Genomic DNA, 15,502 nt, shown 5'->3' with positions numbered 1-15,502 from the left:
ATTTTATATCAATTAATTTAGGAACAGCCTTTTTTTTGTTATATCAATTTACTATAGATAATATCTATAAATTATTGTTGTATTAAAGTACAAATTTTATGAAATTAGTCTGTTTAACCTAAATCTTTTAAATAATCTCAGTTTTGTCAATAAAATGCAATAGCAGTTAAGACAGTTAAGTAGATAATAAGGTGGACAGTTAAGACAGTTAAGACAGTTAAGACAGTTAAGAAGATAATAAGGTAGACAGTTAAGACAGTTGAGCAAACATTTAACTAACCTTCATATAGGAAATTGACGGCTTTATATTAACTTCTTAAGATAGGAATCCTATTTGATTTTTGAAAGAAATTACGAGAAAATACGGTTAAGTGTACAAGTGTAAGAGTAGACAATGATAACTCAGCATCTACAAACTTCATCGCCTCGATTCGCCTTGGGATAACCTGTTCCATGCCGCAGCATCTGAGCATTAATAGGGAAAGGCAAACCAGCTAATTCACCAGCCGGCTCAACAATCCCCCATTCACGCAAAAATAATTGATAACTTTTTAACAGTACTGTCTGTTTGCCACAATATGAATATCGACCGATTGCAGTCACTTAAGCAAAAACTGACAAATGACGCAGACTTGTCCGATATCTGGCTATTTTATATGGATCATTTTGCAGATTGGCCGGAATTTACTGACCTGGGTGAACCTGCCCATAATGAATATCTAGATGCTGTCCTCCAAAAAACTTGTCAGCAGATGTTTAGCAGGGCAATAAATATTAGTGACTTTTTGCTGATCTACATAGCTCCATATCATTTATTTCATGGAGCTTTCCAAATTGAAGGACGTATTGGGGGTGTGATTTATTTCGAGGATATCAAAATTGGGTTACTTGCAGTGTCGGCAGATTATCCCCCTACTGATGCAGTTAAGTATTCACGTTTTACTGAGATGATTCAACTGTCGGCTCCTAATGGCAACGATGTCTACGACGGGCTACGCCTACGCAATTGAGATTCACTCTTTAATGTATAGTCAAGGGAATCCCGTTATCTTTGGGTTTTAAATTGAGAATAAACGGAACAGCTTTCAATACCCAATCGGACACGGGTGTATAATTAGCAGCTTCTTCTCCAAAGCTAATAGAAAGCATATCTGTATGAATAATACCTGGATTGAGGGGTATAGCAGCCATACCAGTTGGCAATTCTTGTGCCAAAGAACGAGTTAATCCTTCGATTGCCCACTTGGAAGCACAGTATGGTGCAACTTGGGCTGAAGTCGAACGTCCCCAGCCGGAACTAAAGTTAACAATAATACCCCGTTTCTTTTTCACCATTGCTGGTACGAAATGGCGAATTATATTCGCTACTCCTTTGATATTGATATCTATAAGATCAGAAAATTCTTCAGATGGTATTTCCCACAAAGGTGCTGGATAATTAGTAATTGCCGCATTATTAATTAATATATCTGGCGGTTCATATTTTTGAAGTACGTCTAGTGCCCATTTTTTTACAAGCTGTTCATTTGCTACATCTACAGATGTGAAATCATTGGGCGCACTAAACTTTTGGCGTATTTTATCGATTTCATCTGATGAACGGGCGCAACCAATAACAGTATGCCCCTGTTGAATAAAACCCTCGGTCATCGCATAACCTAGACCTTTACTTATGCCTGTAATTAAGATGAGCTTACTCATATTTTTCTGCTATTCCTGTTCTGAATCAATAATTCGTGGAAAACCAAGTGGAAGATCCTTTTGTCCAAGAATGGAAGAAGTTAAGCTATTGCCGTCCCTGCCACACTAGCAGAGATTTTTGAATTAACCTTAGCGTAGCCACTGATACCACCTGCTGCAACTGCAATACTTAAATCGTATGAATTATACAGATTCTGATAAAACATTCAAAAGTGGTAGATGAAATTTAACTTATTTACCTAGCAAGATACAAGAAGTATTCGATGTTTTATGTTCTAGTGAAAAACAAGGGAACTAATAAGGGATTTTGCGGAGGTCGAGGAAGCAAATCTAAAAGCGGCTTTAGCAAAGGTTCAAACTGAGGAGGAAGTTCAGGTAGGATAGCCTCACTTTTTTTGCGATGGCGTAACCGCCTGCTGGAAGCGATCGCCAGATACTTGGTTGCAATAGTTGCAGATTACTTTAAGTGAGATTAACCTGAAGGCTCGAAACTAAGCCAATCACAATTACAACAGGAGAACATCGTGCAAATCCAAATCCATACCGGCCATAACATCCAAGGTCACGAAGCACTAGCAACTTAGGTTAGTGGTGTAGTGGAAGAGAGCCTGAGCCGATTCAGCGATCGCATCACTCACGTTGATGTTCACCTAAGCGATTTACAAACTCAATTTGCAACACTCGCAGAACTGTGTGATTGGCTCTGGGGTGAGTTTCAGAGTACCCCGCTCAATCTAGAATTCTCATGGTACGAGCGCTATAACAATGCCGCAGAGATGTTTACTGACATCAAGCAAAGTCATCTCTGGGTATCTCCCGATAATTACGACACAACGATGGGACTTAACCCCATCTATAACTTTATTTTCCAGGGAATGCACGACAATGACCACTACCTCACTCAGAGCGATTTCAGCCTAAAAGGAGAAATCGCCACCTACAATGCCACCGCCAAACGTGCGCCCAGCCTGGACATTCAAAAGATTATCTATTCTGAAAGTGTCCTGAGACCGGCTGCCCATATTTTCTTAGGTCATGCGCCGATCGCCAAAATTGTCTTTCCATAATTCAATACAGACACTCAATGAACCTCTTGCAAAAGTAACTTTTGCAAGAGGTGGGAAAAGGGTAAAGGTTAAAGGGTAAAGGTTTTTTCTTATTCCTTTTCCCTTTCCCCCTTCCCCACTTCTGAAAGAAGTCTAATCTATAAGTGTCTTTGTCGCTCAAATTAATCTCTCTGCAACAAAGGAATCATCCCATGACTACAAGCATACTCTCATTGAAGATAACCAAAATTCGTTGGGCGGACATCATTGAGTATCCCCAGCATGGAGCTAAAAGTAAGGTTCTGCTAGAAGATGGAAACTGCCGCTATACACTGATATCTCTGGCGGCAGAATCGACCATTGCAGAACATACCAATCCTCGCAATGCGACTGTGAATGTGATTGAAGGACAAGGCGTGCTGACGCTGGAAGATCAAGAGATTGTTCTAGAATCTGGAGTCTTTGCTTTTATACCCGCCAACGCACGCCACGCGCTTAAAGCAGCAACTAACCTCGCCTTTTTATTGACGCTTTCTGAACAGGTTGCCAACTCCAAACATTGACCTAGTAGTCTGCCAACCCAAAAATGCTGCGTGATGGCTGGGGAAAGGGGAAGGGGTAAGGGGTAAGGGATTTGAAACCTTTCCCCCTTTCCCTTTACCCCGCCAAGTTCACTTGGCGAACTACTAGACGCATTCACTCTAGCTCATGCAGGACATCGCTTCAAAAAACTAAGACACTAAACATCATGATCCGACTGCTCGTTAATTTTTTGGAAACCTTGTTGAATACCTTTTATCAGGGCCGCGATCGCGTCTTTGCACGATTTTTTGTACTGGAAACCGTTGCCCGTGTACCCTATTTTGCTTTCACCTCCGTTTTACACCTCTATGAAACGATGGGCTGGTGGCGCAAATCTGACTGGCTAAAGGTGCATTTTGCAGAGTCCTGGAATGAACTGCACCATCTGCTGATTGCCGCATCCCTCGCTGGTATGATCGCTACCTTGCCCGGATTGGAGGATTGATTTACTACTGGATCGAATGGCACTAAGAAAAGCCGAAACGCTTGTGGTTTAAGCCGTTTGCAATTGCTTGCGTAATTCATGCCGGGGTTTCGTCATCAAGTGGTAAATTTTGGGACGACGTTTACGGACTCGTGGTTCATTTCTAGCCGGGCGGTCAGGAACAGCCTTGTGAGCAATAACTTTTAGTAAAGTGCAATAAATAAAGAGACGTTTTGTTGAAGTTGCAGCTAATAATTTAGGAATAAAGTTAATTAAGCTTTTTTGAAAGTTAAATTACCCAACCTTAATTTGATAGTTCGGTCTATTGATAGCTACTTGCTTGACGGCTAAACATAAGATGATATTGTCCACCTCTTACTATTAATTCCTCATGACTTCCTGTTTCTATAATCTTGCCATTTTCTAAAACAATAATCTGGTCTGCCAGTTTGGATAAAGCTAAACGATGACTGATGAAAACAGCCATTTTATTAGCAGCAATGGTACGTAAAAGCTGGTAAATTTCATGCTCAGTTTTCGGATCTAGTGCGCTTGTCGGTTCGTCCAAAATTAATAGTTCTGCTGAGGATAATCGCATCAGCGCACGAGCGATCGCGATTCTTTGCCACTGTCCTCCTGATAAGTCCACGCCATCGGCTAATTGCTTACCTAATAGTGTCTCTAAGCCTTGCGGCAGATTGTCCACTACCTTGGCAATTCCAGCTGCCCTCAGTGCCTCTTTGATGGCGTTAACATCCTGTAACGCAGATAAGTACCCAAAACCCACATTTTCACACACTGTAGCTGGAAAACGAGCGTAATCTTGCATCACCACAGCAAGGCGTGAGTATAGCTGTACCAAGTCAATTTCCCGTAAATCCTGTCCATTCCACAAAATCTCGCCACTTCCTGGATCGTACAGGCGACAGAGTAACTTAGCCAGAGTTGTTTTCCCCGCACCATTTTCCCCAACTAAGGCGATCGTTTGATGCGGCTGAATTGTGAGGTTGATGTTGTCCAGAATCTTGCTGTCGCTACCTGGATAAGAAAAAGATAAGTTCTTGATTTGGATTCCCTGGTGCTGGGCGATCACTCTTGGTGTCAACGACAATTTAGCCGCAGTATCCTCCCTTGAGGCTAACGATAACCGCAATTTCGGCTTCAGTTCTAATAATTGTAAAATCGGACGAGTCCCCAAAACCACATCATACAAGTTAGACCCATTATTAATCAGTAAAAACAAACTCTGGCGTACTTGTAGGATCAAACCTGCATAAAGTGCTAAATCTCCTAAAGTATAAATCCCACGTAAAGCTCCTATAACAACATAAATATAGGGTAAAGCGGTTCCTAATCCATTCACCATTGACCAAGTGATTACCAGCACCATCCCTTTTTTGCGGATTTGCTGCATCGATCTAAACATGGTCTGGAAAAGATTTTGCCACCGATCCAGCAATAAAGGCTGTAGCTGAAATAAGCGTAATTCTTTGGCATAAGCTTCACCCACTAAGACATCCCTATGCAAGTTCATTTGGCGGACAAGACTCGCCTGAGTTTCTTCGACTTCCCAGCTTTTTTTGCGGTAAGTCAATTCCACATAAATCGCTGGTGTAGCAGAGGTAAATAAAATTAACGGTATCCACCAAGTAATTGAGCCAGAGAGCAAAATAGCAGGAATTAAAATAAAAAAACCATGCAAAGTTGTAATTACAAGCAAGGATAGTTCCTTGAGCCGTTCTATTCCTGTTTCTGCCAGTTGAACCAAGTTCAATAATTCGGGGGTTTCAAATAACGCGATATCCGCAAAATTGGCAACTTTATTCAGCACAATACTTTGAGCGAAACCTTGAACGCGATCGCGCAGAGAAGAAAAAACCAAGCTAGCGATCGCATTCATTGATTCGGTTAATAAATTAAGTAGTATTAATCCTCCAATGCTCCCAAGTAAGATTGGCTCCTGTAGGATAAGAATGAGCGAGCTTACTGTTGTATATTTCCCTAATAAATGGGAGATTTGGTCAATAATAATTTTGTTGAGAAACAGTGAAATTGCTGGGCTAGAACCACTAATTAAAGTTAAAAATATAAGAGTGCGTAACTCAGTAGTTGCTGACTGAATTACCAATTGCAGGCTACGCCGAAAAGTTTGAAATAGGCTGAGTTCGCTAAGTTGCACTTAAATTGAAATAATAATTTTTATTTAGATATTATAATTGATACTAAATATTCTTGCGTTTGTCATTATTTTTATTTCAACAGGACTTACGCAACTGTCACAAACGACGGTGCGGCTGCGCCGCACCGAGCGCCAAACAACTAGACAATAAACATGGGAACATTCGGGCGTTTTAGTTGCTGAACTAAATAATTGGATAATAATCCATGTTTAATTTGATAAATTGTTTGGTAGCTTTGATAAGCTAAATGTTTGAGTCGAAGCCAGACTAAAATAGCACAGGCAATATGGTTTCTTTGAATACGTCCCTTGCGACATTGACACGATTCAATACCAGTTACTTGTTTTAATTCTCTATGAAACTCCTCAACCTTCCATCGAACCTTACACACTTTTTGTACAACGTCCGTAGAATCTTGAGATAAATCGTTAGTAGCGATAAAATCCGTTCTGTCGGTCGAGACAGTTACCCGGAAGAGCTTCACTTTTGTAGCTTGGGGAAACTTTTTTATTTTAATTATTTTACCTGATTTTAACTCCTGGCTATCCCAAGATAACAATTCAATTCTTTGATAATTTTTTTGACCTGCCGTATCATCAACAAGTCTATTACGTTTCAGAGGACAATAATAATATTTTCCTAATCCATCAATATATAACATCAATTTATTTGTTGCATACCAAGTATCCATTAAGACAGCTTGGAACGGTAAAGCCTTATGATATATAAGGTTTTGCAGCATCTCTGTAACATGATCTATCTTTTTTTTTCCATCTCTATCTGGGTCATAAATCCGATAATCAACTATCCAAAACTTTCCGATTTCATGATTGACATATATACAATTTATTAGCCCAATACCTTGGATTACACCATGTTGGTTGCCACTATACTGCCTTTTACTGGTCTCTATTTCTGTGGCGTATCGTTTATCAAGTACTGTGTCATCAAAAACTAGATATGCGCTATCACTCACTTGTAAGATATCTTTAACATTATCCCAAAGTAAACGTGGTGTTAACTTTTCATTCTTAAGATAACGGTTAATTTTATCATGACTAATCTGCTCTAAATGCTCTGCCAAATTTGTCAGAGTATAATTAATCTGACTACTTAACAAGTACTGGCAATAGTTAAGTTTTGTAAATCTCATAAACTACAAGATTTATTTTCTGAATACTCAACTCATTTTCTCATGATTTGAAAAATACTTAACACAGCTAATTACTGTTATTAATTTCAGCAATGTCCTCTAGGTACGCCACTTTGACATAGTACGTAAATACTATAAAATTGCGATCGCACTGTGCCAGTTGCGTAAGTCCTGATCCAAGACTGTCGGTTGACTCGGCATGGGAAAAGTAACTAGCACTCGCGGGTTGTAATCGGACAAGTCCACGCTGATAGGGGTTATTGGCTGTCCCCAACCGTCTCTCATCTCCTCAGTTTCATTGGGGTTAGCGATATACGCAGCAGCAGATGTTACGGCTTGGGTAACATCAATTTGCGGCGCAATATTAATCCCAGTTGGGAGATTGACGTTATTTCCGACGACTTCATTAATCTCCTGGTTAGGAGAAAACCGAACGGTACGAACCATCTGAAAGACAGGAATACCACGATAAGTTTGTTGTAAGTGAACGGCGCGACTATCAGCACTAGTTGTTTCAATGGTCGGGTCCGGGACAAATTCGACTGGTTCGCTGGGAGCAAATCCGAAAGCAGCACTGGTTTGGCTAACAAAGTTTAATGCTCGATCAATCAGCGATCCATCTGTACTTGGGGCATTGTTTGAAACGAGAGTGTTGGGCGTACCTGTGAGTGAATTCAAATAAGCGACACTAACAGTATGGTCTCCAGGCAACTCATTAGAAACAAATGACGCATTTCGGCTGAGTTCATCAATACGGCTTGGAGTCGCACGATTTGTGCTGAAGTTACGACGGTCAATAGAATGTACCATTGTGCATACCTAACCTTTTTGTAATGAGAAAGCGGAAGTTAAAGAACAAGGAAAAAACTAGGTTTTAATAACCTTCTATGGGCTGATCCCAAATTAAGCATTTGCTGTCACCCATGCAGCAGCACCAACTACGCGGGCAATATCAGCCGCATAGTCAAAATCCACAAACTTATCTTCCTTTCGGTGATAGTTGACGTTGGGTTCAGCTTCGGGTGATGTTAGATCGGGACCTACGAAAAAGTCCTCAGACGTAATGCAAGCTGCGTAGCCCCGTTGATGGAAACTTGCATGATCGCTCCTACCCTCGGCAGGGTCGGGTTGGGTATAGATTTGAGGATGTTCTAGCCTGGGAGAAAGAACAGAAACTAGCCGTTCAAGACGTTGGGCGAGAACGAGCGATCGCCGCTGCACGTCGTCGCATTTTGCATAACCAACGTGAACTTCAAAGGAACGAGGAGCTTCGATGTTGTAACCAATCATGTCCATCTGGTACACGCCAACAATGGGAGCAGCGATCGCCGCTTGCGTTCTGGCGTAAGCTTGGCTACCAACTAAGCCATGCTCCTCGGCATTAAAGAGGACAAAGCGAATTGTTCTCTTTGATGGTTTAAAGGAATTAAGCTCTTTGATCACCTCAGCAAGGCCTAAGACGGCAGCAACTCCACTTGCGTCATCATCGGCACCGGGGGCAGGATCATTTTTGGCATCGTAAGGCCTATCACTGGCAGCAGTAGAATCTAAATGGGCAGTAACTAGAACTATCTCCTGTGATTGACTGCCTTGAATTTCTGCCTCGACGTTGTATAACTCCCGTCCTTCGTGGACAAACGGATTCATTCTGACACTAAAAATATCTCCCCCAATGCTTTTTAGGTCTTGTGCTAATGCTTCTGTAACCAACGGCATATCTGGACTGTGAATATGTCGGCTTTTGATAATTCTCTGCTGCTCATTGAGAGGTTTGATCCCTGCATACCTTTCCACATGGCTGCGAATTTTGTCAGGTGTAATGGCTTTAAATTTGTCTAATTCAGCCTGATTTAAGGATGGCTCAGTGGTAGGGGAGGTTAAAAAGCCAGCAGTTCTCGCATTATTACCTTCTCCAAATGGTTCGAGCAAACTAAGATCGGGCAGTAGTTTCAGATTATGTCCGTGTTGGGCGTTCTCAAAATGATAGTCCTCCACTGAGCGATCTGATGGTAAGGCAACGAAAAGACCTTCGGTTGAAGAAGCCAAAACCATTTTAGAGGATTCATCATTAGCAAAAAATTCCGTTGATCTTCCTTGTGGGTTAAGAAAGCCAGTGCTTTTTTGAAGATCGTCCCGTAGTAAATAAACTTCTGTAGTCAGGGGATCGTCTTCACTACCCAAGCGATCTACTGCAAATCCCAAATCATCAAGTCTCATCGCCGCTTGGCTTGTGGCGATCGCATAAACCTGATTTCCTTTGTCACCAGTCACATACAAAGGTACAACAGGTAAAGATTTAATGACTTGCTGCCATCCCTGTTCACTGCGATCGCTTGGGACAGTTATGCGAATATACCTTAAATGGCTACCATTGAGCACGTCCCAAACTAGACAAGGATGTGGAACTACACGCCAACCAGCTTGTATTGCATAACTTCGCTCATGACTATCCTCACCAACAAATAGACACTGGTTCGGAGTATCAGAATGGCCTGCTTGACGTGCTGTAAACTGAAAGATTTCTGAAGAGTTTTTTGCACCATAAATAATTAGATCAGAATCGAAAAGATCATAAATTTGGCACTTTTCCAGCACTCTCTTTACGTTTTCGGGTTTATCATCGCCGATATTCGATATGATTCCGATGCGACTGTTGCGCTCACGCAACTGCCGTAGTATATCAGGCACATAAGGATAAACATCTAAACCTTCAAGGCGATAGGGAAAGGGTGAAATTCTTGGAGATCCAAGAGTACCGCCTATGTCAAAAAAAATAACATTATGGGTGTTTTCACTCATAATTTAACTTCTCAAAATTATTTACAATGCTCTTTATTAAATGAGGCTTTCTGGTAGCAATCGTACAGAAACTTAAGCTAAAAAACTTTTTACTTGCTTTTGATACAAATCATCCACTATGACAAAGATTGCCTTTTTTCCTAATTCACATTAGGCGTAAGTGGATACGCACAATTTTGGAGATAGTTAAGCAATGGTTGTATACCTTCAGGTAAGCTCAAGTCATCAAATGAGACATTGCACTTCTCGCCCTCAGCCGTTTCAACAGTAATGTTGTAGTTAAACAAGTCGCGGGCATGTGGCGCGTGATTACTTTTAGCTTTTTGTAGAATGCCACTTTGTTCCACTAAAGACTTTAACTTAGCCCCTTCGTTGCTTGGAAGTAAGTTTGTATCCACTTCACAACCCCTTCTCAAGCCTGCGTATCCTCCTGACTGAACAAACTTAACTTTCATAGTTGAGTAAGCCTCACTTATTGGCTGATTAGCAAGAAAAAGAAGAAGGATGAAAGACAAAAGATATAAAAATAAATGCTTCATACAGGAGAGCGGTCATACACTTTATACTTCACACTTGCTTCTTCTCCTTGCCATCCTCTTAAAGAGAGGGGAAATTAAACTTGCTTGTCATTTTTTCCATTGGAGTGAGGAGTGAATGGCACTAAGTTAAGTCTAAAAGCAAGTAGTGTAATGAGTGTAAGGGTTGCAGAGGAGCAGAGGGGAAGAAGAGAATTTATCCCTTTGGCTCAAATGCGAATGGCACGCTTAAAAAGCACAACCCTTAATATAGCTGGTTTTCGGGGGTAAGGGCGTAAGGGTGTAAGGGGTAGGGATGTAAGGGAAAATACTAAGAACCAAATAATACTTACAAATCAACAACTTCCCTACACCCTGCCCTGGTAAAGATTTCAGCTTTTGTTCATGACATTCGACTCAGATACTCGTGGAGCTTCTTCTTTCTCCCGTGCTTCTTTGCTCTCCTACACCTATGGTGTCTTGACCATTCCATCTGTGTTAGTGCCATTCAAGTGAGCAGCCTTTGGTCTATATTGTGGATGCTGCATTGTCCCACAAGCGCAACGACGACTAGGATACATACCAAAATTGGATAAATCAATGTGAGTCCCAAAAGCTTTTGATCCCAAAACTTCCCGAAATTCAAAGTTTTTCTGTACAAATTTAGCGTAATCGTGATTGCCGTCTGTTTGAGCAATTTTAATCATGGCATTAGCTACATCTGCAAAGCTGGCATTAGTGTTTGGGGACTCAATGATAGCACGCAGCACAACTTCACCCAAATATTTCCCAGTTTGGTAGAGAACTTCGGCACTATCTTGCACATAGGGATCTCTGCGTGATGTAAACAAATCTGCCAAAGTGTCGAATACTCCTCCTGTAAATACCTGAGACAAGTCATGTACCTCAGGAGTAACCTCACTGAGTTTTAAGTTATTATCTGCATTTCGCAACCCATTACGTAAGTTAAAAGCCAGTCCAAATTCCTCTGCTAGTTCAGCCAATATATTCTTTTGATGTAAATCTGCTTTCGTCTCCGCGACAATATACTCGACCAAATCCAACTGAGACAGAATCAAAAAGATAGATGTCAAATCACCAAATGACTCATGCAAGGCTCCTGTTTGTGCTGGTGCATTCCATAAGATCCATTCAGGCTTTAGCGAGTCTAATATTGCATGTCCAGTTTCGTGGGCAACAATATCTAGTGAACGACAAGTAAAAACTTTCGAGGTTAAATTTGAATCTTTAAAGGGAGTGAAATAGAAAAACTTTAAAGCTTTTTCCTCACGGCTATAAAAGGCATTTGCCGTTTCTCCTGCATGAGGATAAACATTGATTGCTTGCTCACCATTATCTTGACTCCACTGCCAATTCAACTTTTTCTTCAATACTCTTTGATAGAAAGTAAGAACTTGACGCACAACAGTATAAGTATGTACCGCGTCGAAAGCTTCCACATTTGCAGCAGGGTCTGGTAAAAAATCTCGATTAACATCCGCAGGAACAGGCACAACACCCTTTATTCTAATTTGGGAGTCACTAGGCCCATCGTTTACTTCGGTGTGAACATAAACAGTTCTTGGCAATTTTAGTTCTGTTACAGAAGGATCTTGCTTCCAAATACGCGTGCGAGAACCAAGTATAGGTGGATTTATTTGTGCAGGCAAGTCAAACATTTTCTCTGCTACAGCGCGAACAGCTCCCTTTTCAGTAGCAAGAGTCTGGAAGTTATCAAATTTGGGCGTGATTGGTTTAGCCGCCGATTCAGTGGTCATAATTATCCCTCTTTATATGGTAATTATGCTTTTTAAGCATTATCAAGTATCGCTTATGTAGTAGTTTGTGATTAGCTTCAGTTAAGATGTTTAATATCTGTAGAGATACCTAAATCCTAGTTTTATCTATTAAAATTAGGAGCTAAATAAGTAGTAGAACCAAAACTATTGTTAAGCCCGTAATTTAATTCTCACAGTTAGACAGAAAAACTTTAATACTGAAAGCTAATCCCATTCATCGAGCAACATTCTGAATTCCCAATAGTTATTAAGTAGACATCCCGAATAATTGATTCTGCGTTGCTCAAAATCCTTAGTAGGGGCGAACGTAATACGGTTCGGATAAGCATTTTTCACAATCGAGTGTGGTCTGGGGAATGGGCTTGCAGGTATTGCGTAAAGGATGTATTTAAAACCAATACCTTTAACCGAACCGTATTGGGGGCGAAGGGTTGTTCGCCTTCATATCATTTCTGGAGATGTCTAGTCTTAAAAAATTGGGTATTTGATATCTGAATCATGTTTCGATACATAATTTCATTATGATAAGCTCAAAGACTTAATCCTCTAACTAAAGTTAGAGGATAAGTAAGCCAAAGGTATAGTATTGCTGAAAATGATACTAATTAAGACAAACCTCGTCTCTTTATTGGGTAGATTTAGGTAATTTCAATTTGCAAGTTGTCAATACAACAAAATACGGCAACGATAAACTCTTCAATAGAAAACATCTTTCCCTCATTCTAATCACTGGTGACGATTTATCTCTCTCCAGATGAGGATTGTGGGATTTTTCTTTTCAATCATTCGTACACCAGCCTTTTGTAACGAAACATAGCCGTATTTCTCACCAGAATTCTCAAAGCCTTATAAAATCTAGATTTTGGTTTTTCACACTGCATCAAAAAATAAACTGTCAACAATGCCCGAAACATATTCTGGGTAAGGATTATGAAAAGTGCGATGCCTGCGGCGGGTGTAGCCATCGCAGCGCTTGTGAGAAATGCAGGAATAAGTCGCACATCGCGTTTTGTAAAGAAGTTTATACTATTACATTCACTTTTATAGCATTCATATAATCTTGAAAATACTAGTAACTATTTATTGAGCTTGTTCTTTTGTCGAATAACAAATTATTTGTCGTTGTTAACACATTAGTACCGCTCTACAATCCACCCTGCCTAGTTACGCTATATCAAGCATTAGTCCATTATACGCAGCATAAGTCTTTTTAACCTGCCGTTGTTCTAAGGAATCCAAAGTGCTACAACATAGCTGGGATGAAAATTCCATCAATTTAAAAGTTTAACGACATTAATTTCATAACACGACAAATAGATTTTTATCCGACATTTGCTATGGGGAGATACTTCCTAGCAAATTTTGTTAAAAATACTATAAGTAATTACAAGTATGGATTTACCACAACCCCTGGAATCCCCCTATGGATTCTGGAAGTCTCTTATTACTGCTGACGCTATCGTTGCTGAAACGATTAATATTCAAGAAGTAGCGTTAGATGGCAAGGACGTTTATTGGATCGAGTCACGACCATCAGAAAAAGGTCGATATGTAATTGTCAGACGAACTGCCAATGGCGAAATTGTCGATATTACTCCAAAGGGTTTCAGTGCTAGAACACTAGTCCACGAATATGGAGGTGGTGCTTTTGTTGTGAAGGACGGAGTTACATATTTCTCAAACTTCAACGATCAACGGATTTATCGACAAACTAATATAGACACCCCCCAGCCATTGACACCTGATGAGAAAAAGCGATACGCAGATGGTGATTACGATGTGGCTCGGAATCGAATTATCTGCATCCAAGAAGATCATACAAATGAACTCTGTGAGCCTGTCAATTCTATTGTTGCGGTTGCTGACAGTAGGAAATTGGAGTCTCTAGTTCAAGGTAATGATTTTTATTCATCTCCTCGACTGACTCATGATGGTAAGCAAATTGCCTGGCTAACCTGGAACCATCCAAATATGCCTTGGGTAGCCACAGAATTATGGATTGCTAATTGCACAGATGAGGGGAAACTGGAGAACTCACAAAAAGTTGCAGGTGGTTCAGCAGAATCAATATTACAACCAAAGTGGTCGCCGGATGGTGTACTCTACTTCATTTCTGACCGGAGCGGTTACTGGAACCTCTATAAATTTGTGAATGGCAAAGTTGAACCAGTTCTTTTGGATGAGGCTGAGTTCGGTCAGCCTCCTTGGCAGTTTGGAACTTCTACCTATGCATTTGTATCTGCCAACCATATCGTCTGCACTTATGCAAAAGGAGGAAGGTGGATACTAGGAATCATTGACCTTTTGACGGGTTTGCTTAAGCCTATCGATACACCGTTTACTTATTTCACAGCTGTTCGTGCTACACCCGGAAAGGTTGTGGCTATTGCAGGTTCACCCACTATGACCTCGGCGCTAGTTCAGATTGACTTAAAGACTTACGAAGTTGAAATCCTACGTCGGTCTACTCAAGAAAACCAGCAATGGCAACCTTATTTTTCTACTTCTGAAGCTATTGAGTTCCCCACTGAGAAAGAGTTGACAGCGCACGCCTTTTTTTACCCTCCCAAAAATCCTGAGTATATTGCACCTGCTGGAAGTAAACCTCCTCTATTAGTGATGTGTCATGGTGGTCCTACCGCAGCATCTGACGATACTTTAAATTTGTCAAAACAATTCTGGACAAGTCGAGGGATCGCAATTGTTGACGTTAACTATGGTGGTAGCACTGGATTCGGTAGGGAGTACCGCGATCGCCTGAAAGGAAAATGGGGAATTATTGATATTGATGACTGTATCAATGCAGCGAAGTATCTCATTCAAAAAAATTTAGTTGATAGCCAACGGATAGCTATAACAGGAGGAAGTGCTGGTGGATATACAACATTAAGCGCCTTAACGTTTCGCAATTTCTTTAAAACAGGAGCCAGTTTTTATGGCGTTAGTGATTTAGAGCTTTTGGTTCGGGATACGCACAAATTTGAGTCGCACTATCTCGAATGGTTAATTGGCCCTTATCCAGATCGACGTGACCTCTATGAAGAACGCTCTCCTGTGCATCATGCTGACAAACTCTCTTCGCCCCTGATATTTTTTCAAGGCAATGAAGATCGAATTGTTCCTCCCAACCAAACGGAGAAAATCGTCGAGGCGTTGCGCGGTAAAAATATTCCTGTAGGTTATTTTCTCTTTGACGGTGAACAGCACGGCTTTCGGCAGGCAGAAAATATTAAGCGTGCTTTAGAAGCGGAGCTGTATTTCTTCGATTTATGGCTGACAAAATCAGGTTTGCGTTTTTGATTT

At 40.8% G+C, this 15,502-nt stretch carries 14 protein-coding genes; 5 read left to right on the top strand and 9 right to left on the bottom strand.

The window, feature by feature from the left end; genetic code table 11:
- Positions 1 to 402: 402 nt before the first annotated feature.
- Complete coding sequence (locus tag GJB62_RS36900) at positions 403 to 603, bottom strand: hypothetical protein (RefSeq protein ID WP_181852910.1); 201 nt, start codon at positions 601 to 603, stop codon at positions 403 to 405.
- Between the two features lie 53 nt (positions 604 to 656).
- Between GJB62_RS36900 and GJB62_RS02160 the strand changes: the two genes are divergently transcribed.
- Complete coding sequence (locus GJB62_RS02160; protein ID WP_245246072.1) at positions 657 to 1,010, top strand: hypothetical protein; 354 nt, start codon at positions 657 to 659, stop codon at positions 1,008 to 1,010.
- A gap of 10 nt (positions 1,011 to 1,020) precedes the next feature.
- Here the strand turns inward: GJB62_RS02160 and GJB62_RS02155 are convergent, their stop codons facing one another.
- Positions 1,021 to 1,701 (bottom strand): SDR family NAD(P)-dependent oxidoreductase, encoded by a 681-nt coding sequence (locus GJB62_RS02155; RefSeq protein WP_114084432.1) that lies wholly within the window; start codon positions 1,699 to 1,701, stop codon positions 1,021 to 1,023.
- 596 nt (positions 1,702 to 2,297) lie between these two features.
- Between GJB62_RS02155 and GJB62_RS02140 the strand changes: the two genes are divergently transcribed.
- The 3 genes from GJB62_RS02140 (at position 2,298) to GJB62_RS02130 (ending at position 3,774) form a co-directional block, all read left to right on the top strand.
- Positions 2,298 to 2,768: a hypothetical protein gene (locus tag GJB62_RS02140; RefSeq protein ID WP_209271466.1), complete on the top strand. Its 471-nt coding sequence runs from the start codon at positions 2,298 to 2,300 to the stop codon at positions 2,766 to 2,768.
- A gap of 191 nt (positions 2,769 to 2,959) precedes the next feature.
- The gene (locus GJB62_RS02135) at positions 2,960 to 3,310 is read left to right on the top strand and encodes a cupin domain-containing protein (RefSeq protein WP_114084431.1); all 351 of its coding nucleotides are present in this window, start codon (positions 2,960 to 2,962) and stop codon (positions 3,308 to 3,310) included.
- 185 nt (positions 3,311 to 3,495) lie between these two features.
- Positions 3,496 to 3,774, top strand: a complete 279-nt coding sequence (locus GJB62_RS02130; protein WP_245246071.1) for an alternative oxidase — start codon at positions 3,496 to 3,498, stop codon at positions 3,772 to 3,774.
- A gap of 301 nt (positions 3,775 to 4,075) precedes the next feature.
- Here the strand turns inward: GJB62_RS02130 and GJB62_RS02125 are convergent, their stop codons facing one another.
- From GJB62_RS02125 to GJB62_RS02095, 7 genes are all read right to left on the bottom strand, one after another.
- Positions 4,076 to 5,932 (bottom strand): ABC transporter ATP-binding protein, encoded by a 1,857-nt coding sequence (locus GJB62_RS02125; protein ID WP_114084430.1) that lies wholly within the window; start codon positions 5,930 to 5,932, stop codon positions 4,076 to 4,078.
- Positions 5,933 to 6,072: 140 nt separating this feature from the next.
- The gene (locus GJB62_RS02120) at positions 6,073 to 7,086 is read right to left on the bottom strand and encodes a transposase (RefSeq protein ID WP_159402434.1); all 1,014 of its coding nucleotides are present in this window, start codon (positions 7,084 to 7,086) and stop codon (positions 6,073 to 6,075) included.
- Positions 7,087 to 7,218: 132 nt separating this feature from the next.
- On the bottom strand, positions 7,219 to 7,896 hold the full coding sequence (locus GJB62_RS02115; RefSeq protein ID WP_114084428.1) for a hypothetical protein: 678 nt from the start codon (positions 7,894 to 7,896) through the stop codon (positions 7,219 to 7,221).
- A 93-nt stretch (positions 7,897 to 7,989) separates the two neighbouring features.
- The gene (locus GJB62_RS02110; RefSeq protein WP_114084427.1) at positions 7,990 to 9,885 is read right to left on the bottom strand and encodes a M20/M25/M40 family metallo-hydrolase; all 1,896 of its coding nucleotides are present in this window, start codon (positions 9,883 to 9,885) and stop codon (positions 7,990 to 7,992) included.
- A gap of 140 nt (positions 9,886 to 10,025) precedes the next feature.
- On the bottom strand, positions 10,026 to 10,424 hold the full coding sequence (locus GJB62_RS02105; RefSeq protein ID WP_209271465.1) for a protealysin inhibitor emfourin: 399 nt from the start codon (positions 10,422 to 10,424) through the stop codon (positions 10,026 to 10,028).
- Positions 10,425 to 10,870: 446 nt separating this feature from the next.
- Positions 10,871 to 12,178 (bottom strand): hypothetical protein, encoded by a 1,308-nt coding sequence (locus tag GJB62_RS02100; RefSeq protein WP_114084426.1) that lies wholly within the window; start codon positions 12,176 to 12,178, stop codon positions 10,871 to 10,873.
- A gap of 803 nt (positions 12,179 to 12,981) precedes the next feature.
- Positions 12,982 to 13,200, bottom strand: coding sequence for a hypothetical protein (locus tag GJB62_RS02095; RefSeq protein WP_114084425.1), 219 nt, complete (start codon positions 13,198 to 13,200; stop codon positions 12,982 to 12,984).
- 391 nt (positions 13,201 to 13,591) lie between these two features.
- Here GJB62_RS02095 and GJB62_RS02090 point away from each other — a divergent pair, with 391 nt between their 5' ends.
- Positions 13,592 to 15,499 carry a S9 family peptidase gene (locus GJB62_RS02090; protein ID WP_114084424.1) on the top strand — a complete coding sequence of 636 codons (1,908 nt, stop codon included), beginning with the start codon at positions 13,592 to 13,594 and terminating at the stop codon, positions 15,497 to 15,499.
- Positions 15,500 to 15,502 lie beyond the last annotated feature (3 nt).

Origin of the sequence: Nostoc sp. ATCC 53789 (assembly GCF_009873495.1) — a bacterium.
Taxonomy (GTDB): Bacteria; Cyanobacteriota; Cyanobacteriia; order Cyanobacteriales; family Nostocaceae; genus Nostoc; species Nostoc muscorum_A.
This window is presented reverse-complemented; position numbering and strand designations above follow the sequence as displayed.

What these genes read in the sequence shown, in the direction of transcription:
- GJB62_RS02110 (WP_114084427.1), bottom strand. Translation starts at nt 9,885, where the DNA reads ATGAGTGAAAACACCCATAATGTTATTTTTTTTGACATAGGCGGTACT.
- GJB62_RS02090 (WP_114084424.1), top strand. Translation starts at nt 13,592, where the DNA reads ATGGATTTACCACAACCCCTGGAATCCCCCTATGGATTCTGGAAGTCT.
- GJB62_RS02105 (WP_209271465.1), bottom strand. Translation starts at nt 10,424, where the DNA reads ATGAAGCATTTATTTTTATATCTTTTGTCTTTCATCCTTCTTCTTTTT.
- GJB62_RS02100 (WP_114084426.1), bottom strand. Translation starts at nt 12,178, where the DNA reads ATGACCACTGAATCGGCGGCTAAACCAATCACGCCCAAATTTGATAAC.
- GJB62_RS02135 (WP_114084431.1), top strand. Translation starts at nt 2,960, where the DNA reads ATGACTACAAGCATACTCTCATTGAAGATAACCAAAATTCGTTGGGCG.
- GJB62_RS02130 (WP_245246071.1), top strand. Translation starts at nt 3,496, where the DNA reads ATGATCCGACTGCTCGTTAATTTTTTGGAAACCTTGTTGAATACCTTT.
- GJB62_RS02160 (WP_245246072.1), top strand. Translation starts at nt 657, where the DNA reads ATGGATCATTTTGCAGATTGGCCGGAATTTACTGACCTGGGTGAACCT.
- GJB62_RS02120 (WP_159402434.1), bottom strand. Translation starts at nt 7,086, where the DNA reads ATGAGATTTACAAAACTTAACTATTGCCAGTACTTGTTAAGTAGTCAG.
- GJB62_RS02155 (WP_114084432.1), bottom strand. Translation starts at nt 1,701, where the DNA reads ATGAGTAAGCTCATCTTAATTACAGGCATAAGTAAAGGTCTAGGTTAT.
- GJB62_RS02115 (WP_114084428.1), bottom strand. Translation starts at nt 7,896, where the DNA reads ATGGTACATTCTATTGACCGTCGTAACTTCAGCACAAATCGTGCGACT.